17 protein-coding genes and 2 pseudogenes are annotated in these 19,621 nt (G+C 65.6%); 8 read left to right on the top strand and 11 right to left on the bottom strand.

Features of this window, described 5'->3' with window-relative positions; all coding sequences use genetic code 11:
- Positions 1-159: 159 nt before the first annotated feature.
- On the bottom strand, positions 160-1,887 hold the full coding sequence (locus tag B208_RS0116015; RefSeq protein WP_007981669.1) for a radical SAM protein: 1,728 nt from the start codon (positions 1,885-1,887) through the stop codon (positions 160-162).
- A gap of 74 nt (positions 1,888-1,961) precedes the next feature.
- Between B208_RS0116015 and B208_RS23930 the strand changes: the two genes are divergently transcribed.
- The 3 genes and pseudogenes from B208_RS23930 to B208_RS0116000 all read left to right on the top strand — a co-directional run.
- Complete coding sequence (locus B208_RS23930) at positions 1,962-2,135, top strand: hypothetical protein (protein ID WP_018128975.1); 174 nt, start codon at positions 1,962-1,964, stop codon at positions 2,133-2,135.
- Between the two features lie 192 nt (positions 2,136-2,327).
- Positions 2,328-2,486: a DUF7559 family protein gene (locus B208_RS24455; protein ID WP_007981673.1), complete on the top strand. Its 159-nt coding sequence runs from the start codon at positions 2,328-2,330 to the stop codon at positions 2,484-2,486.
- Positions 2,483-2,857: pseudogene (locus B208_RS0116000) on the top strand (Hsp20/alpha crystallin family protein); the annotation flags it as partial. The gene B208_RS24455 and the pseudogene B208_RS0116000, both read left to right, overlap by 4 nt.
- Positions 2,858-2,962: 105 nt before the next feature.
- On the opposite strand, the gene B208_RS0115995 reads toward B208_RS0116000, so the two are convergent.
- The 4 genes from B208_RS0115995 to B208_RS0115980 form a co-directional block, all read right to left on the bottom strand.
- Entirely contained in the window at positions 2,963-4,102 is a 1,140-nt protein-coding gene (locus B208_RS0115995; protein ID WP_007981676.1) for an NAD(P)/FAD-dependent oxidoreductase, read from the bottom strand.
- A complete protein-coding gene (locus B208_RS0115990; protein ID WP_007981677.1) occupies positions 4,099-4,863 on the bottom strand; it encodes a creatininase family protein in 765 nt (254 codons plus the stop codon). Before B208_RS0115990 ends, B208_RS0115995 begins: the two co-directional genes overlap by 4 nt.
- A gap of 98 nt (positions 4,864-4,961) precedes the next feature.
- Entirely contained in the window at positions 4,962-5,747 is a 786-nt protein-coding gene (locus tag B208_RS0115985; RefSeq protein WP_007981678.1) for a DUF7388 family protein, read from the bottom strand.
- Positions 5,748-6,132: 385 nt separating this feature from the next.
- Positions 6,133-7,659 carry a flippase gene (locus B208_RS0115980; protein WP_007981679.1) on the bottom strand — a complete coding sequence of 509 codons (1,527 nt, stop codon included), beginning with the start codon at positions 7,657-7,659 and terminating at the stop codon, positions 6,133-6,135.
- Positions 7,660-8,114: 455 nt separating this feature from the next.
- Here B208_RS0115980 and B208_RS0115975 point away from each other — a divergent pair, with 455 nt between their 5' ends.
- On the top strand, positions 8,115-9,266 hold the full coding sequence (locus tag B208_RS0115975) for a hypothetical protein (protein WP_007981680.1): 1,152 nt from the start codon (positions 8,115-8,117) through the stop codon (positions 9,264-9,266).
- A gap of 188 nt (positions 9,267-9,454) precedes the next feature.
- Positions 9,455-10,666: a glycosyltransferase family 4 protein gene (locus B208_RS0115970; protein WP_007981681.1), complete on the top strand. Its 1,212-nt coding sequence runs from the start codon at positions 9,455-9,457 to the stop codon at positions 10,664-10,666.
- 2 nt (positions 10,667-10,668) lie between these two features.
- Here B208_RS0115970 and B208_RS0115965 read toward each other — a convergent pair whose 3' ends face one another.
- From B208_RS0115965 to B208_RS0115955, 3 genes are all read right to left on the bottom strand, one after another.
- Positions 10,669-11,382, bottom strand: a complete 714-nt coding sequence (locus B208_RS0115965) for a TOBE domain-containing protein (protein WP_007981682.1) — start codon at positions 11,380-11,382, stop codon at positions 10,669-10,671.
- A gap of 31 nt (positions 11,383-11,413) precedes the next feature.
- On the bottom strand, positions 11,414-12,415 hold the full coding sequence (locus B208_RS0115960; RefSeq protein WP_018128972.1) for a M48 family metalloprotease: 1,002 nt from the start codon (positions 12,413-12,415) through the stop codon (positions 11,414-11,416).
- An 85-nt stretch (positions 12,416-12,500) separates the two neighbouring features.
- Positions 12,501-13,853: a cytochrome P450 gene (locus B208_RS0115955; RefSeq protein ID WP_007981684.1), complete on the bottom strand. Its 1,353-nt coding sequence runs from the start codon at positions 13,851-13,853 to the stop codon at positions 12,501-12,503.
- 90 nt (positions 13,854-13,943) lie between these two features.
- Here B208_RS0115955 and B208_RS0115950 point away from each other — a divergent pair, with 90 nt between their 5' ends.
- From B208_RS0115950 to B208_RS0115940, 3 genes are all read left to right on the top strand, one after another.
- Positions 13,944-14,606: a helix-turn-helix domain-containing protein gene (locus B208_RS0115950; protein WP_007981685.1), complete on the top strand. Its 663-nt coding sequence runs from the start codon at positions 13,944-13,946 to the stop codon at positions 14,604-14,606.
- Positions 14,607-14,726: 120 nt separating this feature from the next.
- Positions 14,727-15,965: an MFS transporter gene (locus tag B208_RS0115945; RefSeq protein WP_232423821.1), complete on the top strand. Its 1,239-nt coding sequence runs from the start codon at positions 14,727-14,729 to the stop codon at positions 15,963-15,965.
- A gap of 51 nt (positions 15,966-16,016) precedes the next feature.
- Complete coding sequence (locus B208_RS0115940; RefSeq protein WP_007981690.1) at positions 16,017-16,553, top strand: Ntn hydrolase family protein; 537 nt, start codon at positions 16,017-16,019, stop codon at positions 16,551-16,553.
- Positions 16,554-16,585: 32 nt separating this feature from the next.
- Here the strand turns inward: B208_RS0115940 and B208_RS0115935 are convergent, their stop codons facing one another.
- The 3 genes and pseudogenes from B208_RS0115935 to B208_RS24755 form a co-directional block, all read right to left on the bottom strand.
- The gene (locus tag B208_RS0115935) at positions 16,586-17,347 is read right to left on the bottom strand and encodes an ABC transporter ATP-binding protein (protein ID WP_007981692.1); all 762 of its coding nucleotides are present in this window, start codon (positions 17,345-17,347) and stop codon (positions 16,586-16,588) included.
- Positions 17,344-18,414: a FecCD family ABC transporter permease gene (locus B208_RS0115930; protein WP_026177887.1), complete on the bottom strand. Its 1,071-nt coding sequence runs from the start codon at positions 18,412-18,414 to the stop codon at positions 17,344-17,346. Before B208_RS0115930 ends, B208_RS0115935 begins: the two co-directional genes overlap by 4 nt.
- Positions 18,415-18,656: 242 nt before the next feature.
- Positions 18,657-19,616 (bottom strand): annotated as a pseudogene (locus B208_RS24755) (ABC transporter substrate-binding protein); the annotation flags it as partial.
- Positions 19,617-19,621 lie beyond the last annotated feature (5 nt).

The raw sequence follows: 19,621 nt of genomic DNA, 5'->3' as shown, positions 1-19,621 counted from the left end.
CCCGCTCGTTCGTTCCTCACTCGCGGTGGAACCGCTGGTCACTAGCGGGTGTGTCACCGGCCGATTTCTGGTGGGTGTGTCACCGGCCTACCGCTCCCTCGAATCCGCGGCTCGCTTCGCTCGCCGCCGACGCTCGGTCGCTGTGAAAATCGTCGTCGGTCAGTCCGCGTTTCTGGAGACGCTCGCCCCGGCGTACTTGCTGAGGTCCACGTCCACCGTCTCGGCGAGGTCGTCCGGCGTCTCGTAGGGGCGGTTGACGATGACGTTTCCGGCGCGCTGTTTGCCGAGACCGGGAATCGCGGTGAGTTCGTCCATCGTCGCGCTGTTCACGTCCAGCGGGTACGGCACGCCAGTGACGGAGCGATAGCCGTGGTCCACGACGGCCACGTCGATGGTTCGGCCGAGTTCGCGCTCGCCCGGAATCCCGACCAAGAGTGGATAGGTCCCCAACTGGCGTCCGAAGGTTCGCCCGTCCTTGTGGTATTCGAGGTGGACGTTCGGCAGCACGGTCCCCGGCGGGGCGACCCGCTGGAGCATCGGGTTGTCTATCTTCTCGCGGACCTCGCTCTTGTACTGCTTGAACAGTCGTTTGTGGTCGTCGGCGATGTCCGTCCCCACCGAGTTCATCTCCGTGCCCGAGAACGCCATGACCTGCCGGATGTTCACCCGGCGGAGCATCAGCCCCTCGTCGTAGACGCGCTGGAGGAACTCGCGGTTGTGGTCGAACGTCTCTTTTCGCTCGCCCTTCAGGCCGTGAAGCAGGTTGATTCCGGGGAGCAGTTTCGGCAGTCGGTTCGCGGCGTCCGGGCCGTGCGTCGGAGCGTCGTCGGGCGATTCTCCGGGTCGCCAGCCCGCCTCCTCGTTGACGATTTTCACCGCCTCGAAACACTCCTCGGCGGTGACGTTCAGGTTGTTCTGCTCCTGCACCACCGGGTCCGCGGATTCGAGACCGAACGCGGCGGTGTCGCCGGGCGTGTTGTGCTCGGCGATGACGCGAATCCCCTCGCGGGACGGTTCGGGCCACTCGACGATGGTGATGGGGTTCATGTTGTCGAGGTGGAGCGTCCCGAGGTCCGGCGCGACTTCACGAATCCCGCCGTACAACTCGCGGAGCGCGTCCGGGTTCGGCTTCTCGCCGTCCCCGCCGTAGGCGAGGATATCGGCCTGTCGCCCCAGTCGGAAGTGGCGGACGCCGCGGTTCGAGAGGCCGTCCACCTCCGCGACGACGGACTGGGGTTCGCGGAACGACGGGTTGCCGTACAGCGGTTCCGTGCAGAACGAGCAGCGGTAGGGACACCCGCGCGAGGTCTCCATCTCGCAGATGAGGTAGTCGGGATGGTTGGGGTGCTGTTCGACCACGAACGCGCCCGCTTCCGCCCAGCGGTCCACCTCCTCGTTGTCCCGCATCCGATTGTTGTAACCCTCCAAACCGCTGTCCACGAGGTCGAAGGCGGCGGCTTCCACGTCGCCCTTCGCCACGAAATCGAAGTCGAGGTCGTCGCGCTCCGTTTGGGTTCCGCCCGCGTTCTCGTCCCCGACGCCGAACTTCACGGGACCGCCCATCAAACTGATCCCGTCGGCGGTCCACGCCATCTTCCGCACCTCGTCCGGTTCGGCGGGCGTCCCGCCGACGTACTTGCCGGGAACGGTCATCCCGCCGATGTAGACGAACAGGTCGGCATCGGCCACGTCCGCCCACTTCGCGTTGTCCTCCCGGAGTTCGTCGATGGTGTGGTACGTGATCCGTTCCTCCGGCACCCCCGCATCCACGAGCGCCCCGGCGGTGTAGCGCGGGTACGTCGAGATGTACGGCGGCACGCCGAAGTGAGCCGGTTCGTCGACGTAGCCGTCCACGAGCGTCACGTCGAGGGTCGCGGGGTCGGTCATACCCGCTTTTGCGACCGGACGGATAAAACGGTGACTACCCGCTACGATAGCGCGGAGGTGGTTTCTCGCGTCGGTTGCCACGAAACGACGACCGACACACCGTGACGAGACCCCTTCTACCGTTCCACTGTGGCGCGCGCTGGCGGGACGACGCGGCCAGCGAGGTTTCGGAGAAACCTCTGGGTGAGCGGTGTAACCGCGAACCCGCCTCCGGCGGCGTCGTCCCGGTGAAGTCGCGCGAGGGATGAACGGAACGAAGTGGAGTGAATCGGTTGGAGAGGATGTGGTTGTCGCGGTTGCGGTGCGGTAGCGGGTGGGGGCTCTTAACGTCTGCTCCGTAGCAACGGTCAGTGTGACCTCGGAACCAAACCCAGTTCATGGCGACGCAAATTCTGGTCGAAGTCCGCGCGTTTATTTTCGTCCGGGACGTATCGTCGCGTATGCCCGCGACGCTTGAGGTCAAATGCACGGACGACGGCTGCGAACTGGACATGTTCGAGATGCACTACACCTACGACATGCCGGATGACGTCGGCGTGAACGACTTCCAGTGCCCGTACTGTGGAGAAACCGACTGCCTCGAAGCAATCGAACTATGACGCTCCGCGACCTCGGGCGCTCAACCGTGACGGCCGTCGCGTCGAAAGTCGGCCGCGCCGCGAGCAAAGTACAGGAATCCCGGCCGATTCCGTCCGACCTGCTCGAAAGCGAGGACGCCTATCTCATCGTCTTCGACGCGGCGGGAGCGACCGGCAGCGACGTGCAGGTCCGGTTCGTCCGGGATTCCGTCCTCGTTCGAATCGACCGGTTCCGAGACTTCCACGAGGGATTCGACATGGTGTTCCCCGGCCGCGGGATGTCCCTCGACGGACAGGTCGAACTCCCGGCGGACGCCGAAGTCGACCCGAAAAAAGCGACGGCGACGCTGACCGACTCGGGCACCCTCCAAGTCACGGTGCCGAAAGCCGAGTGAAGAGCGGCTTTCGATACGTCTCAGTTTCCGACGCGTCTCCGTTTTCGATACGTCTCTGTTCCCGACGATTCCATTTTTGACGACACTTCTCTTTCGAGTTCCTCAGTCGACGGCCATCCCTTCCACGATTTCGAACTCCTCGTCGCCGGTGAAGCGCTTCGGGTCGAACTCGGGGATGCCGCCCTCGCCGAGCACGTCCTCCGCGATGGCTTCGCCGAGCGCGGGAGAACGCATGAATCCGTGGCCCTGCCAGCCAGCGGCGACGTAGCAGTTCGGTCGGAGTTCCCCGAGAAGCGGGTCGTAGTCGGGCGTTGCGGTGCAGAGGCCCGCCCACGCTCGCTCGATGGTCGGGTCGTCCGCCTCGAAATCGAGCCGATGGGCGAGGCGTTCGTGCATCGCCGTTTCGAACGCGGCATCGCTCGCGTGTTTCCAGTCGGTCGGATCGCTTTCGACTTCCTCCGTTCCGTCACCGGCGAGCAGACCCTCGGGATGCGGACGAAGGTAGTAGCCCTCCGTGGCGTCGTACAGCATCGGCGTGTCGGCGTCGAACGCACAGGTGAGCGCCTGCACGCGGTAGGGTTTGAGCGCGACGGGAATTCCCGCCTCCGCCAGCACGCGTTTCGTGTGTGCGCCCGCCGCGACGACGATGGCGTCGAACGGTTCGCCGTGGTCGTCGTCCGGGAAAATCTGGGGTTTCCCGTCGGCCGCCGTGCCGTCGAGTCGGACGCGAACCTCGGTCTCGGTTCGAATCTCCGCGCCGTTCTTCTCGGCTTCCGCGGCCATCATCCGCGCGTAGCTTCCGGGGTCGGTTCGCCCGGTGTTCCGAGCGATGGCGGCGACGCCGATGTCCTCGGCGTTCAGCGCCGGGTACCGCTCTTCGAGTTCCGAGGCGTGGATGAACGCGACGTCTCGCCCGTGTTCGCGCATCCGAGGCACCTGCTCGCGGATGGCCGCCGCGCGCTTCTCGTCGCCCGTGCGTGCGAACCAGACGTAGGGCGTCTCTACGAACTCGAATCCGCCGGTGCCCGAGAACTCGCGGAAGCGTTCGATGGCGCGCGCACCGACGCGGGCGTCCTCCGGGGCTGCGAAGGCGTCGTAGAGCACGCCCGCCGCTCTGGCGGTGCTCTCCCCCTCGTTCGGAATCGTCCCCGCCTCGAACAGCGTCACGTCGGCTCCGCGGACAGCGAGGTCCCGCGCGGCCGTCAACCCGACGGCACCGCCGCCGACGATACCGACGTTCATCGGTGGTCCTCGGGCCAGAGGTGGTCGATATCCTGCTCACCGAGCCACTCGACCAGCGCGGCGAGTTCGTCGCTCGATGCGTCGAGCAGTCGCGCACCGGCCTCCCGCGACCCCCTGGTCGGCTGGCCGACGACACCGCTCTCGGAGAAGTCGGCCGTATCGAAGCCGACGTTCGCGCCGTGGACGTCCTCGCCCCACGCGTCGTTCGCGCCCGCCTCGGCCGCTTCGAGCGCCGCCTCGCGGACGAGTTCCTCGGCGACTTCGAGGAGCATGCTCGTCTCTATCTCGTCGGCGTGCGTGATTCCCATCCCGAACTCGTCTTCGAGCACGTCACCGATTCCGCCCCACCAGTTCCACGGAACGGCGTAGGCCACTTCCTCGCGGCGGACCCGGCGTGCGACGCGCCGGAGCGCGCCGTCGTTACCGCCGTGACCGTTCACGATGACGACCTTCTGCACGCCGTGGCTGGCGATGCTGGACACGATGTCCGTCACGTAGTCCTCGAACGTCGCCGGGTCGGTCCAGAGGGTGCCGTCGAACTGGCGATGGTGTTCGCTGACTCCGACCGGAACCGTCGGGAGGAGAACGACGTTCTCGCGGTCCCCGAGCGTGCCCGCGACGGCCTGTGCCGCCATGAAATCCGTACCGAGCGGGAGGGCGGGGCCGTGTTGTTCGACGCTTCCCGTCGGGAGCAGTGCAACGTCCACGTCCGAGAGCGCATCGCGGGCCGTGGTCGTCGTCTCTTCGGCAAGTCGACTCATGACGCTGTGATTGCAGTCGCGGTATTTGTAACTGGGTGTCGCGGCGAACGGGCAACGCTCGCGGCGAGCGGAAACGCGGCCGAAGACCGCGAAAAAGCTTAGCGGTCGAGGAACGAGTCGATGCCCCGGGCGGGATAGCCGACCACGAGGTCCACGCCGGCCGCCTTCAGTTCCTCGACCCGCTCGCCGACCTCGGTGGCCGTCCCGACGAGCGCGAAGTCGCGGCTCGCCGCGGAGAGCACGTTCCGAGCGCGACCGTCGGCGCTGGCATCCGTCGGCGCATCGTCAGGGAGCGCCCGCGCCACGGGTTTGCGCCGGGCGACGTACGCGCCCACCGCGTCGAGTATCGCGTCCTCGTCGTCGGTGAGGACGGTCGGCGCGTACACCGCGACCGTCCCGTCGAACCCGGCGGCGCGAAGTGCGCGCACGTCGCGGGTCGTCGAGCGGGACAGCAGTTCGAACTGCGTCGCCCCCGTCGCCGTGGCGACGCGTTCGATACCCTCCGTGCCGACCCACCCGTCAGGGGACCGCTCCAGCGCGGCCCCGAGTCGAGGCGCTATCGCCCGACTCCGTTCGTCCTCGGTGAGATAGGCCGAGTGTCCGGCGACGAACACCGTTCCGACGCCGTCCGGCAGTCGGCCGAACAGCGAGTCGTCGCCGAGCGGGTCGAACCCGTCCGCCCGGACGGGGACGGTCATCAGCACGTTTTTCTCCGCCGCCAGTTCGCGGAGCGTCTCCGTGTCGGGAAGGTGCTCGCGGCCCTCGTAATCTATCGTCACCGTCTCGAACGGCATCGAGTGTGCCCGACGCACGTCACACTCTGCGGGTTTGAGCGCGGCGGCGTCGAGGCCCGTTCGAGCGAGGGCGTGACTACTGGCTAGCATGTACTATCACCTCTCGCAGTCAGAAGTAGTCGATTACTGTTCTCGCGGAACGCGATCCATCGTCTGTGCGACCATAATCCCCGTAACGCCACCGAGGTCAAAAGGCTGTCGGCAGTGGCAACGATTCGAGGGACACCGGAGCGTGGTGGCATCGCGCCGTTCTCTATCGAAGTCGATAGTCCGATTCGGTGCCACCCCGTTTGGTTTGGTGTCTATCTGTTCGATTTAGTGGATATCTCATCGAGTCAGTAGAATTTGATGGAGTTCAGTAGAATTCGGTATCAAATAGTATCATAATGTACAAATCGGTGAAATACAGTAAAATTTAGTATTCCCGCTTCGGGTCGGGTGTTCGTTTGACGGTCCGGCGCTCGTCCGAGTCCCGTCACTCGCCCTGCATCGGGACGTAGCGTTGAATCGCGGGGACTTCGACGCCGAGCGCCCCCTCGATGAACTCGATGAACGCGCCGTCTTCCGGTTGGAGACCACCGGCGAGGGTGACGGCGGCGAGGCCGACGAGTCCGGTGCAGACCAGGAAGACGGGGAGCGTCAGCAGGGAGAGCGTCAGCCAGCGCCCCGCGAGGAGACCGACGGGAAACAGGACGAGCGGCAGGACGATGTACGTCCGGTTCGTGTGCGTGGAGAACGGGGTAATTCCGCACTTGGTCAGGAGGACGACGTTGAGCGCGAGGTTGCGGACGACGTAGGCCCCCGACGACGCGACCGCGGCACCGACCATCCCGTACGTCGGAATCAGGAGGAGGTTCACGGCGAAGTTGAGCGCGAGCGTGAGGATATCTACCCCGAGGATGGCCTTCGTGTGGCCGAGCGCGGCCAGCGTCGTTCGGTTTCTCCCCGCCGCCGCGCTCGTGAAGAAACCGACCGAGAGGAGCGCGAGGACGATACCGCCGCCCGTGTATCCGGACCCGAAGAAGAGCGAGAGCACGTCGTCCGGGAAGACGGTGAATACGAGAAAGGCGGGGAAGGTGAGGACGTAAATCCACTTCGTCGTGATGCGATAGATACTCGTCACCTCCTCGCGTTCGCCGTCCGCGTCGAGGCGGGACGTGAGCGGCAGGTAGAGGTAGCCGAACGAGGAGATGACCATGAGCAGGCTGTTCGCCAGCGGGTACGCCGCGTTGTACACGCCGACCTCGTTCGAGGTGCGAAACTGGGCGAGCATGAGGGTGTCCATCCGCGTCAACAGGATGGAGAGCACCATCGTCACGATGAGGGGTGCCGAGTAGGTGAGCAGTTCGCGGGTGTGGGTCCGAACCGGTCCGACGAGACGGACGAGGCGGTTCGAGAGGAGGTAGACGACGAGGAGCGTTGCTAGCGTGGCGGCGAAGTAGGCGTACCCCACCGACACGAGGTCGAAACCGCCCGCGACCAGCGCGACGAGCAGGACGATGCGGAGGCAGGGATGGAGGAAATCCTTCGTGTACAGTTTGTAGCGCGTGTTCTCCATCCCCCGGAGCGCGCTCACGCCGACGGTCAGGCCGACGCTGACCGGAATCGTGAGGACGAACAGGCGGAGCAACTCGCGGGCGACGTTCGTCTCGAACAGCGCGATGGCGATGCGGTTCACGTTCAGGTACAGGACGAGGCTGACGGCGAGGCTGACGGCCAGCGCGAACCCCAGGCCGAACAGCCACACGCCGCGAACGTCCCGGGCGTCGTCGTACCGGGAGACGAACCGCGGAATCCCGTCGTTCAGCCCGACGAGCGAAATCGTCGTTCCGATGGTCATGATGGCGAGCGCGATGGTCACCTCGCCGTACAGTTGCGGCGAGAACCAGTGGGCGATGACGATGCGTTCTATCAATCGACCGACGGACGCGACGACGACGCCGACGACGATGAGCACCGAACTCGACAGCAGTTTCGAGAGGTGGGAGTCACTCGTCGCCATTCGAAACGGAAGAAACGGAGGGACACACGTTCGACGAACGACCGGGGCGTTCGAATCGGGGGCATCGGAGTCGTTTCACTCGCGGTCGGTCGAGTTCTCCTTGCATTCTCGGGGTCACGGTTGGACAACCAACGCGTCCGTGTGGCTTTGTTATAGGGACCGTACGCCGGAGTAATCGCCCTCAACCGCACGGTCCGGTCCGTCATCGACCACACCACGTGAAGGATAGTCATGATATTTTCACACAATCATGGAGTTCGTTGTGACCTTCACATCGGTTGAGACGTACAGCGCGACACCGAAAGAATATTAATCGGTCTCTTTGCATTGAAGACCGCATGGCACGCGATTGCAGTACGACAGCAGACGATAGTCGTGCGGATAGCGATTCCGTCGACCGTCGTTCGTATCTGAAGTTGACCGGTGCGGCTGCGGTTGCCGCGGCTGGTACGGGTATGGCGACCGGCGTCACGGCGGCAAAAGAGTACGAAACGATCACGATTCCCGCGAACACGGCGAAGCAGTTCACCGTCGGCAGCGGCGAGACGTTCGAGAACAAGCTCATCGACATCAGCGCGTCGGGCGCGGACGTTCGCATCGTCGCGAGCGGCTCCGACTGGACGATTCGCAACGTCGGGGTCACCGGCGAGGCCGACACGAGCGGCCCCCACTCGCCGGGAAAGAACCTCGGCGGCTATCCCAACCTCATCACGGCGTCGGGTACCGGAACCATCGAGCACGTCTACCTCGGTGACGGCGTTTCGGGCGACATGGTTCGCAAGGGCGCCATCGGGATTCCGAAGTCCTTCGCGGGACACATCGACATCACCGAAGTCACGATGAACGGCTGGACCGGCAACGCGATTTACGCGGGTGGCGCGGCGAAATCGAGCGGCGGCGGCGGAACGCTGGCGTTCGACCGCTGTCTCATGAAGAACAACAACATCAGCCACCTCCGCATCGCGACGGACGGCACGACGGTGAAAAACACCGTCATCTACAACACGAACGACGTCCCGCTCCACCCGATAAACGGCGGCGTCGTGAACTCCCGCGGCGTCTACGACGGCTACGGGTCGGAAAGCGACGTGGTGACGTTCGAAAACTGCGACATCGACTGCACTGACTCGAACACGAACGGTGCGGCCTCGGCGCTCGTCGCGGCGCACACCACGTTCAAAGTGAAGAACTCGCAGGTCAAGGGCAGCCTCATCGGCAACGTCGAGACGACGAACGTCGGCGGTAACCCCTCGCACGAAGCGCCGACGGGTGCACCCACGACCGCGAAAGACGCCGCGACCGGTTCGACCTCGACCGGCAGCAGTTCGCCGAAGAAACGGAAGGGAAAGCAGGCGAAGACGACCGAACAGGCGAAACAGAGCGAGAAGAACGGGAAGAAGGCCGAGAAAGCCAAGAAAACGAAGAAGCAGAATAAGGCCAAGAAGGCCAAGAAAAACAAAAAGGCCAAACCGAGCGACCCGACGATGAACCACGCGTCGGCCTCCGCCGCCGCGCCCGATTCGGCGGACTACTGTTTCACCTACAACGGTCGTCGCTACTGTTTCGACTTCCATCGTCTTCGTCGGTTGCTGTTCGGCATCCGTTGAGAACGAACCGAACACCGGGGGACGTATTTTTCGCCGCGTAGGGGGGACGTACCGGTGCGGAACGCGGCCATTGACGAAATCACGACGAGCCATCGCGCCCGAACGGAAACGTCTCGGGGTGTGAACTCCGGCGGGAACGTCGTTCCAACGACGCATAACAAAGTGCAATTAACCCGTCGAGCAGGTAAATGAGCAGTGGTAATCGACTGCACCAACGCGGCGTCGAAACCCCGCAAACGGAACACGACAGCGGCGACGTACGTTGGCGGGTGGACGAGCGAGCGGAAGAGTTGAGCATCGGCATGTACTACCGGAAGGCCGGAACGAGGGACGCGGGCGGCGTCGTGATGTACGTTCAGGAACTCCTGGACGCGCTGTCCGCCCACCAGTCGGCCTACCTCTACACGGAGAACGGTGAGTTGACGCCGAAGATGCGCACGACGGACGCCGAAATCGTCCCGCTGTCGGTGGCGGGCGCGCTCGATTCGCTCTCGTCGCGCGTGCTTCCCGGACTCGCGGAGACGCTCGTTCCCCTCCTCGGCGCGATACGCGACGGGACGATACGGCACATGAACGAGACGCTGGACGTGCTCGTGACCCACAACTATCTGGACGACCTCGTCCTCTCGAATCTCCTCGACGTGCCGGTGGTTCGTGTCTTCCACGGCTTCGAGCGAACCGGCTTGGGAACGACCGCACACGGGTTGCTGTCCGACAGCTACTCGATAGTGAATTCGGTGCAGACGAGCGCGGAGTTCGTCGAGGAGTTGGGACACGAACCGGATGGCATCGTCTATCCCGGCGTCGATACCGACCTGTTCCACCCCGACGCGCCGCCCGTCTTCGAGCGAGACGCGCCGTCGGTGTTGTTCGTCGGCCGGTTCGTGGAGTCCAAGGGCCTCTTCGACCTCATCGACGCTCTCGCGGCGGGACGCGGCGCGGGGACCGAGGACGTACACCTGTCCATCGTCGGCCGCGGCGACCGCGAGGCGGTGGAACGGAGCGTCGAACGGCACGGGTTGGAGTCGTCCGTTACCATCGTCGGGTCGGTGCCGCACGACGACCTCCCCGGCTACTACACCGCCGCGGACGTGGTGTGTTCGCCCTCCCACTACGAGAGCTTCGGCATGGTCAACATGGAGGCGATGGCGTGTGGCACCCCCGTCATCACCACGACCGTCGATGGCGTCACGGAGTACGCCATCGACCGCGAAACCGCCCTGCTCGTCCCCCCGGAGTCCCCGGACGCCATCGCCGACGCGATAGCGACGGCCGTCGATTCGGCCGAGTTACGGACCCGCCTCGCGACCCAAGGCAGGGCGGTCGCGGAGCGCTATTCGTGGGAACAGTCCTCGAAACGGCTCGCGGACCTGTGTTTCGACATCGTGGACGGTAACTGAGTTCACGGGTCGGATTCCGCCCGCGACGGAACCGCCCGCGTCGCCGTCGCCTTGAACGAGGCGACGACGTCCGCACCAGATTCCAACCCCAACCGCTCGACGCTCGTGGTCGTGACGAGTGCCCGTAACGGCGTCTCGCCGCCCACGTTGACCGCGACGCGGGCGATTCGCTCCCCCTCCTCGACCGACCGAACCGTCCCCGAAAACTGGTTTCTTGCGCTCGTCGCGTCGCCGGTCGGCGCGGCGTTCGAACTGTACAGCGTCACCACGTCCGAGCGGATACAGACCTCCACCGCGTCGGTGTCCGCCGGAACGAGCGCCCGGACGACTCCCACGTCGGTTTCCACGAGGCCGAACTCGCCGTCCCGCTCGGTGACGGTTCCGGTGAGCACCGTCTCGTCCACCTCGGCGAGCCCCGAGGACTCCGCCGTGAGTCGCCGAAACCGCTGGAGAAGTCGGCGCGCTCCGTCGGTCAACGTGCTACCACCGCCGGACGACCCGCCGCGTTCCCGGCGGACGAGCGGTCCGAAACCCTCCTCCAAGGTCACGATTCGACGCTGTGCGTGGGCGTACGACCGGCCGAGTGCGGTTGCCGCCGCGTTGATCGATCCGTGTTCGTCGATGGCGCGGAGCAGGCGGACGTCCCGCTCGTCGAAGGCAACGTCGTCGGCGACGAGTTGTGCGTCGAACGTCGCCCGTGGTGTCCCGTCGTGCATCGTCACGTCTCCCGTCGCACGCCGCGGTACATCAGTTCTCCGACCTCCCGGCTTCGAACCCGTCCGCCGCGGCGTGCAGTCGTTCGAGGCGCGTTTCGAGCGGCGGATGCGTCGCCAGCCACGGCGAGTCGGCGGACCCCGACGCCGCCGCCTCCGCGTCGGTCGCGATTGAGAGCGGGACGATGGCGCGCTCCGGCGGGATGTCGTAGGCGTCCCGCATGTCCGTCGGGGGTCGCGCGGCCGTCGCGTCGTACAGCGTTCGGAGCGCCGACGCGAGCGACCCCGGATTCCCGGTGATTCGAACCGCGCCCCGGTCGGCCGCGAGTTCGCGGTACCGCGACAGGAGCGCGAGGAGGAGCCGCCCGACGAAACTGAACGCGGCCGAGAGTGCGAACGAGGCGGCGAAAAACAGCCCGACGAGCGGGTGGGCACCCCGCTCCGCGTCCAGCGCCCAGTGTTTGTCGGCGTATCGGCGCACCCGCAACGCGATTCGCAGGGGAACCGACGCGAGGGTGACGACGAGGAAATCCCGGTGACGGACGTGGGCGAACTCGTGTGCCAAGACGGCTTCGAGTTCGTCGGGCGAGAGCGCATCGAGCAGCGCCGTGGTCACGACGATGGTCGCGCTCTCGGGCGAATAGCCTGTCGTGTAGGCCGTCGGGACGTTCGAGCTTCGGCACTCGATGTCCGGCCGCGGCACCGACAGCTGGCTGGCGATTTTGGTCGCGCGCGACTCGACGTTCGCCGGAACGTCCGCGACTACCGGGTCGGCGTCCTCGTCGTCCGAGTAGTCCGTCAGGTCGCTGTTCGCGTAGCGCTCGATGCAGTAGAATCCGAGCGCGCTCAATCCGCCTGCCAACCCGCCCATGACGAGAACGACGGTCATCGTCGTCCCCGTGAACAGCGCGACGAACCGAGCGGTTTGCGTGGCGATGAACCAGACCGTGACCGGGATGGCGACCGCGAAGCAGACGATGAGTCCCATCGTGGCGACCATCCGAACCTGCAATCCCCTGTCCGGTTTCCACGTCATAGCAATAAAATCGACGCGAACGGTCATGTACGTTTTCCAATTTCGCTGAACTGTCTGGAAGGTCCGTCCCGCTCGACCCCCGTCCTCAGTCCGAGCGGCGGTGGACCGTCATCGGAATCTCCTTCTTCGGGCGGGCGGTGATGGTCGCCATCAGGTCCAGTTCGGCCTCGGGCGCGAGTTCGATGTGGAACTGCTGGTAGATGGTGGCGAGCAGGAGGCGCGCTTCGAGCATGGCGAAGCGGTCGCCGATACAGCGCCGCGGTCCCGCGGCGAACGGGAAGTACGCGAGTTTCGGGAGCGACTTCTCGAACTCGTCGGTCCAGCGCTCCGGGCGGAAGGCGAGCGGATCGTCGTACCAGCGCGGGTCGCGGTGGACCACCCACTGGTTCATCTGCACCGTCGCGCCCGCCGGAATCTCGTAGCCGCCGATGATGTCGGGTTTGGTCGCTTCGCGGACGATGCCCGGCACCGGCGGGTACAGGCGCATGGACTCCTTGACGACCTGTTCGGTGTAGGTCAGCTCGGAGACGTCTTCCATCGTCGGCGTCTCGCCGTCGAGCACCTCGTCCAGTTCGGCGACGAGTTTTGTTTCCACTTCGGGGTACTGGGCGAGGGCGTACATCGTGAGCGTCAGCGAGAGCGCCGTCGTCTCGTGCCCGGCGAGGAGGAGCGTGACAACCTCGTCCCGAATCTGCTCGTCGCTCATGGGGTTTTCGTGCTCGTCGGTGGCCGAGAGGAGAGTCGAGATGACGCCCTCGCCGTCCGGGTCGTTGCGCCGCTCCCGAATCATCCGGTAGACGACGCCATCGAGTTTCTCCCGCGCGTCCTTGATGCGCATCCGCGACGGCGTGGGAATCTTCGGCGGCAGAATGAAGTTGGCGAGGTTTTCGGTGCCGAGCATGAACTCCTCCAGCGCCGACCCGATGGTGTCCACCTCGTCTTCGATATCGACGCCGAACAGCGCCCGAGCGACGATTTTGAGCGTCACTTCCATCATGTCCTCGTGGACGAGTCGGGTCTCACCGTCCTCCCACGTTTCGAGCGCCTCCTCGGTGAAATCCGTCATCATCTCCGAGTACCGCTGTATCTCCTTGGGGTGGAACGCGGGCTGGATGAGGTGGCGGTTCCGCCGCCACACCGCACCCTCGCTGTTCAGGATACCGTTTCCGAGGACGGGACCGAGGATGTGTTGGAAGCCCTCGCCCTTGATGTAGTTCTGGTTGTTCTGGACGAGGACCTGCTCGATGTAGTCCGGGTGGTTGAGCTGATACATCGGCCCGTCGAGTTCCTCCCAGTGAGCGATGTCACCGTACTCGCTGGCGGTTCTGGTTATGAAGCCGAACGGGTCGCGGATAAATTCGAGTCGGGTTCCGACTATCGGCAGTCCGTCCGGTCCGGGCGGCGTCTCTCCGGTTGCGGGGGGTGTGTCGCTACTCATCCTTACCCGATAGTTGTCGTCCCGGCCGTCTATGTCTGTTTCCCATCATCCTAGGGGTGTTTAAATACCGTCGGGCACTACGACCTCGACATGCGGTACGCGACCATCGTCCTGACGTGGGGGGAGGACGTGAGCGTCCACCCCGTCGACGACCTCCTGATGGGAACGAACGACGTGGCTATCGAAACGATTCAGTACGTCGGCCCGGTGTACGAAGGCCGGTACGTCGAGTTCGTCGAACTGCACGGCGACCTCGACGTGGCGCGCGCGCTGTTGGCCGACTCGCCGGAAACGGTCGAATACGATATCGTGGGCGAGAGCGACCGTGGCGTCCTCTACCTCCACTGTCAAACCACTGGATTAGTGGACGACCTCCTGACCATCCTGCGCGAGCAGCAGATCGTCCTCGACTGGCCGATGCGGTACATCGACACGGACAGCGAGCGCGGCCTACAACTCACGGTCCTGGGGACCAGCGAGGCGATTCGCCGCGCGGCTGCGGAGATTCCCGAGGGAATCTCCCTCCGACTCGAACGGATGGGCGAGTACGAACCCGACACGGGAAAGCTGTCGTCCATCCTCACGGAGCGACAGGAGACGTTGTTCGACCTCGCCGTCCGGGAAGGCTACTACGAGGTGCCGCGGGAGACGACCCATCGGGAACTCGCGGACGAACTCGGCCTCACGACCGGCACCGTCAGCGAACGCCTCCAGCGAATCGAAGCGAAGTTGGTCAGCACCTACGTCGATTGATGGCCGGACACGGGCGAGACACGAACGGGACACGACAGGCCACAGGAAGGAAGGGATGTGGCTAACTTCCTCCGCGGCGTCTCAGATAGTGTGGTAGCACGCACCACGGGATAGGGGACCATGCCATCGTCACAGCCATCCACACCGGGGAATCGGGAGGAGAACGAGAAATCGACGTCGCCGTGGCAACTGCCGACGGTGCAGATCGTGCTCGCGGCCACGCTCCTCGCGCCGCTCGGCGTGCCGCTCATCAGCCCGACGCTCCCCGCGTTCCGCGACGCCTTCGGCATCACCGACGCGCAAGCGAGCCTGCTCATCAGCACGTACTTCCTGACGGGTATCTTCCTGTCGCCGTTCATCGGCATGCTCGCCGACCGAATCGGACGGCGAGCCGTCCTCATCTGGGGCCTCGTCGCCTTCAGCCTCTCGGGCGGCGCCATCGCCGTCGCGCCGAGTTACGAGGCCGTGATGGTGCTCAGGACCATCGGCGGCACCGCCGCGGCGGGCATCTTCATCACCACCGTCACGCTCATCGGGGATTCGTTCGAGGGCACCCAACGGAACACCGTCCTCGGGATGAACAACGCGGTCCTCTCCGCGGGGGCCGGACTCTTCCCCATCGTCGGCGGGGCGCTCGCCACCGTCTCGTGGAACGTGCCGTACGTCGCCTACCTGCTCGGCCTGCCGCTCGCGCTCTACGCGGTTCGACACCTCGAAGAGCCGGACCACGAACGCGATTCGAAGGGTTTCGCGTACCTCCGCCGCGCCGCGAGCGTCCTGAGCGGCCCCGACGCGCTCGTCTGCTACGGCGCGGCGTGCATGACCGAACTCCTGCTGTTCGGCACGGTGCTCACGATTCTGCCGTTCCTCCTCGCGGGCGATTTCGGCATGTCGGCGTTCGCCATCGGACTCGTGTTGTCCGTCGCGGAAATTTCCTCGGTGGTCGTCTCCGCGAAGAACGGCTGGTTCGCCCGGTACACCTCGAACTACGGCCTCATCGCCGCCGGATTCGCCTGCTACGCGGTCGGACTGTTCGGCGCGTGGCTGGCCCCCTCGCCCGTCTTCATCGCGGCGACGATGCTCGTGTTGGGCGCTGGCCTCGGCCTCTCCATGCCCGCCGTCGATGCCGCCATCAGCGACCTCGTGTCGACCGGACTTCGCGGCGGGGCCTTGAGCCTGCGCAACAGCACGACGTTCCTCGGTCGCGCCGCCGGGCCGGTGCTGTTCGCCGGATTGGCGGAGGTGACGGGCTACTACCCCTTGTTCGTCATCAGCGCCATCGTCGCGCTCGTCATCTCGCTCTCCATCGCGTCGATGAGCGTCTACCGGACCCGTCGCCACTCGGCCGTCCGAGCGTAAGTCGGGCCGGACGGCGATAACCCTCTTTTCGCTCCGTCGCGTTGCTCCCCCATGGCAACCGTACTTGGAATCAGATGCGACGACGGGGCCGTTCTCGCGGGCGACCGGCGAGCGACCGTCGGCGGCACGGTTCGCTCCGACGCTGTTCGACGGGTGTTCGACTACGACGACGCCGCCGCCGCGGTCGCGGGGGACGTCGGAGCCATCGAGGAGTTCGACCGACGCTTCGACTCCGAGCTTCGGGGGGACCGCCTCGAACGCGACGAACCCGTTCACATCGACCGAATCGCGCGAACGGCGGCCGACCTCGCGGGCGAAATCGGCGTCGATGGACTGGTCGCGGGGACTGACTCCGACGGCAACGCGGCCCTCCGCGAAATCGGAAGCGACGGTCTCGTGTTGGCGTCCGACGCCACCGCGCTCGGGAGCGGCGCGTCCGTCGCGTACGGCCGCCTCGAAGACGCCGACGCGGAGGCGAGCCTGGACGACACCGAAACCCTCGCTCGGGAGACGCTTTCGGTCGTCGCCGAGCGCGACCCCGACACCGGAAGTAACATCGACGTGCTCCGGTTCGAGGGGACGGACTGAGCGCGGGAAGTCGGGCAATCGGCGAAAAAGAGTCAGTCCCGGCCGCGTTCGGGAACGAGAATCGGGGTTTCGTCCTCGACCAGTCGAACCGGAACGTCGAACACGCGTTCGACGTGTTCCGGCGTCAGCACGGACCCATCGCCGAGAGCGACGACTTCGCCGTCGGCGACCAACAGGAACCGGTCCGCGTACCGCGCGGCGAGGTTGATGTCGTGCATGGCGTAGACGACGGCGTTGCCCTCCCGACTCGTCCGCCGGACGAGTTCGAGCACGTCGAGTTCGTGGCGGATGTCCAGGTCGCTCGTCGGTTCGTCGAGGACGAGCGACGACGGGTCTTGCGCGAGCGCGCGGCCGAGCATGACCTTCTGGCGCTGCCCGCCGCTGAGTTCGTGGAGGTTCCGCATCGCCAACTCGGTGATGTCGAGCGAGTCGAGCACCGCCGCGACGCGCCGCTTGTCCTCCTCCGTCGGCCGCCAATCGAGGTACGGCTTTCTCCCCATCAACACCGCGTCGAACACGGTGGACGGGACGGTCGTGGATTCCTGCTGTGGCACGTAGCCGACGCGCCGCGCGATTTCGTCGCGGGAGAGGTCGGAAAGCGAGTCGCCGTCGAGCGCGACGCTCCCGCGAATCGGCGACTGCAGGCCGAGAATCGTCCTGAGAAGCGTGCTCTTGCCGACGCCGTTCGGGCCGAGGACGGCGAGCACCTCGCCCGGTTCGACGCCGAGCGTCACGTCTTCGAGGACGGGCGTCCCGTCGTACCCGACCGCCAGTCCGTCAAGTTCGATGCTCACCAGTGGTCTCTCCCGTTGACGATGAGGTAGACGAAGAGCGGGACGCCGATGAAGGACGTGATGATGCCGACGGGCAGGACGATGGGCGAGAGGAGCGTCCGGGCCGCCGTATCGGACGCGAGGAGGAGGGCACCCCCGCCGAGACAGGACGCGGGAATCAGGAATCGCTCGTCGCCGCCGACGAGTCGCCGGACGATGTGCGGTACCACGAGACCGACGAAGCCGATGATGCCGAACAGCGAGACGACGACGGCCGTCAGGAACGACGCGACCACCATCCCGGACAGGCGCGTTCGTTCGACGTTGACGCCGAGGCTTCGAGCGGTTTCGTCGCCCGCGTCGAGCAGGTTGTACTCCCACGCGTTCCGCACGAAGTAGAGCGTGGCGAGGACGACGCAAAGCCAGAGGAAGGCGTTCGATTTCCACGTCGCGCTTCCCACGTCGCCGAACTTCCAGAAGACGAGCGTGGCGAGTTGGACGTTCGTGGCGAAATACTGCATCGCGGTCGTTCCGGCCGTGAACAGCGACGCGAGCGCGATGCCGGTCAGGAGCAGGGTTTCGGCGGACGCCCGCTTGTACTTCGCCACGGCGAGGACGAACCCCGTGGACCCGAGCGAAGCGAGGAACGCACAGACCGTCGTCGTGTAGGGATTGTGCAGGAGCACCGTGGTCCCGCTGTCCCGCACCGCTCCGGTTCCGAGGACGATGATGGCGAACGCCGCGCCGAACGACGCCGCCTGCGAGATGCCGAGGGTGTACGGCGAGGCCAACGGATTCCGGAGCACGCTCTGGAGGACCGCACCCGCGATGGCGAGGCCGAGGCCCGCGCCGACCGCGGCGACGATTCGCGGCAGTCGGATGTTCCAGATGACGGTCGCGTGGACGCCCGACGACCGCCCGAGGAGTATCGACGGCAGTTCCGAGAGCGGCACCGAAATCGGGCCGGAGACGAGCGCGTACCCGGCCACGACGACGAGCGCGACGCCGAGGCCGACGATGAACGCGAGCTTTCTCCGCGTCCGTTTGCGGTACCGGGAGAGGACCGCCGGTTCGATCGATTCTTCCATCTCGTACCGGTTCCTCCCTGTCCGCCGTTCATCCGACCGAATCCGTCGCCGTACGCCGCCGCCGCTTCGTCGTACACCGGCTCGCCGACGAACCGCTCGTAGATGGCGTCCGCCTTCTTCGCCGGGTCGATGTCGCCGAACTGGTCGGGGAAACAGGCCGTCCCGACGGCGTAGGCGTCAGCCAGCGCCGTCCCGAAGTTGATGGAGTAATCGCGCGTCGGGAAGACGCCGAACACGTTGCCCTCCTCGACGGCAGCGATGGATTCGTACTCCGATTTCGAGAGGTCGTCGTAGGATTCGGTCCCCAAATCCACGAAGACGTACTCGGGGTCCCACTTGATGAGTTGTTCCGCGTCGATGGTGACGCGCGGTGCACCCTTCTTTTTCTTCAACCCGTCCGTCACGTCGCGCGCGACGTTGTTCGTCCCGACGAAGGAAAACGGCGGGTACTCCGGTTGCGTGTACAGCAAGCCGTGTTTTCCGCGGCCGAGATAGCCGACGTAGGTTTTCGGCGGGTTCGAAACGCCCGCCGTCCGCCCGTTCAGGTCCGAAATCGTCTCTTTCGTGTACGAGACGAGTTCGTCCGCGCGTTTCTTCTCGTTCAGCACCTCGCCGACGAGTCGGAGCGAGTCGTAGAAGTCGGGGCGGAGGGCGTCGTTCAAATCGCCCGGATTGATGCTGACGACCGGCGTGTCGAGTTTGTTCTGCAGGCCGTCGGCCTTTTTCGCGCTCGCGTAGGCCCGAACGACGAGGTCCGGGTCGCGTTCGAGGAGCAACTCCGGGTCGGGACTCTTCCGGGACCCGACGGACGGGAGCTCCTGGAGTTCGGGACGGGCGAGAACGTACGGCCTGAACGGACGCTTTTCGTTCTTCGTCTCCAGTCGCTCGACGCCGACCACGCGGTCCGTCGCGCCCAGATACGTGATGAACCGGAGCGCACCCGGCCCCAACCCGACGACGCGCTCGACGCTCGCCGGAACGGTCACGTCCCGTCCGGCGGCGTCCGTCACGGTCCGCGTGCCGCCGCCTGCGTCTTCCGACCCGGAGTCGCTCGTCGTGGTCGTTCCTTTCGAGCTATCCGCGTCGGTCGAGGTCGTCGTGTCCGTTCCCTTCGACCCGGAACACCCCGCGAGCAGCGACACGCCGAGCGTGCCGGGGAGCGTCCGCCGCAAAAACCGCCGTCGCGACCGTTGTTTCTCCATCGGTA

It is taken from the genome of Haladaptatus paucihalophilus DX253 (assembly GCF_000376445.1).
GTDB classification, from domain to species: Archaea; Halobacteriota; Halobacteria; order Halobacteriales; family Haladaptataceae; genus Haladaptatus; species Haladaptatus paucihalophilus.
Note: the sequence above shows the minus strand (reverse complement) of the source record. Positions and strands in the feature narration are given on the sequence as shown.

What these genes read in the sequence shown, in the direction of transcription:
- B208_RS0115930 (WP_026177887.1), bottom strand. Translation starts at nt 18,414, where the DNA reads ATGGAAGAATCGATCGAACCGGCGGTCCTCTCCCGGTACCGCAAACGG.
- B208_RS0115955 (WP_007981684.1), bottom strand. Translation starts at nt 13,853, where the DNA reads ATGAGTAGCGACACACCCCCCGCAACCGGAGAGACGCCGCCCGGACCG.
- B208_RS0115940 (WP_007981690.1), top strand. Translation starts at nt 16,017, where the DNA reads ATGGCAACCGTACTTGGAATCAGATGCGACGACGGGGCCGTTCTCGCG.
- B208_RS0115970 (WP_007981681.1), top strand. Translation starts at nt 9,455, where the DNA reads ATGAGCAGTGGTAATCGACTGCACCAACGCGGCGTCGAAACCCCGCAA.
- B208_RS0115945 (WP_232423821.1), top strand. Translation starts at nt 14,727, where the DNA reads ATGCCATCGTCACAGCCATCCACACCGGGGAATCGGGAGGAGAACGAG.
- B208_RS0115985 (WP_007981678.1), bottom strand. Translation starts at nt 5,747, where the DNA reads ATGCTAGCCAGTAGTCACGCCCTCGCTCGAACGGGCCTCGACGCCGCC.
- B208_RS0116015 (WP_007981669.1), bottom strand. Translation starts at nt 1,887, where the DNA reads ATGACCGACCCCGCGACCCTCGACGTGACGCTCGTGGACGGCTACGTC.
- B208_RS0115965 (WP_007981682.1), bottom strand. Translation starts at nt 11,382, where the DNA reads ATGCACGACGGGACACCACGGGCGACGTTCGACGCACAACTCGTCGCC.
- B208_RS0115995 (WP_007981676.1), bottom strand. Translation starts at nt 4,102, where the DNA reads ATGAACGTCGGTATCGTCGGCGGCGGTGCCGTCGGGTTGACGGCCGCG.
- B208_RS0115980 (WP_007981679.1), bottom strand. Translation starts at nt 7,659, where the DNA reads ATGGCGACGAGTGACTCCCACCTCTCGAAACTGCTGTCGAGTTCGGTG.
- B208_RS0115960 (WP_018128972.1), bottom strand. Translation starts at nt 12,415, where the DNA reads ATGACGTGGAAACCGGACAGGGGATTGCAGGTTCGGATGGTCGCCACG.
- B208_RS0115990 (WP_007981677.1), bottom strand. Translation starts at nt 4,863, where the DNA reads ATGAGTCGACTTGCCGAAGAGACGACGACCACGGCCCGCGATGCGCTC.
- B208_RS0115975 (WP_007981680.1), top strand. Translation starts at nt 8,115, where the DNA reads ATGGCGACCGGCGTCACGGCGGCAAAAGAGTACGAAACGATCACGATT.
- B208_RS24455 (WP_007981673.1), top strand. Translation starts at nt 2,328, where the DNA reads ATGCCCGCGACGCTTGAGGTCAAATGCACGGACGACGGCTGCGAACTG.
- B208_RS0115950 (WP_007981685.1), top strand. Translation starts at nt 13,944, where the DNA reads ATGCGGTACGCGACCATCGTCCTGACGTGGGGGGAGGACGTGAGCGTC.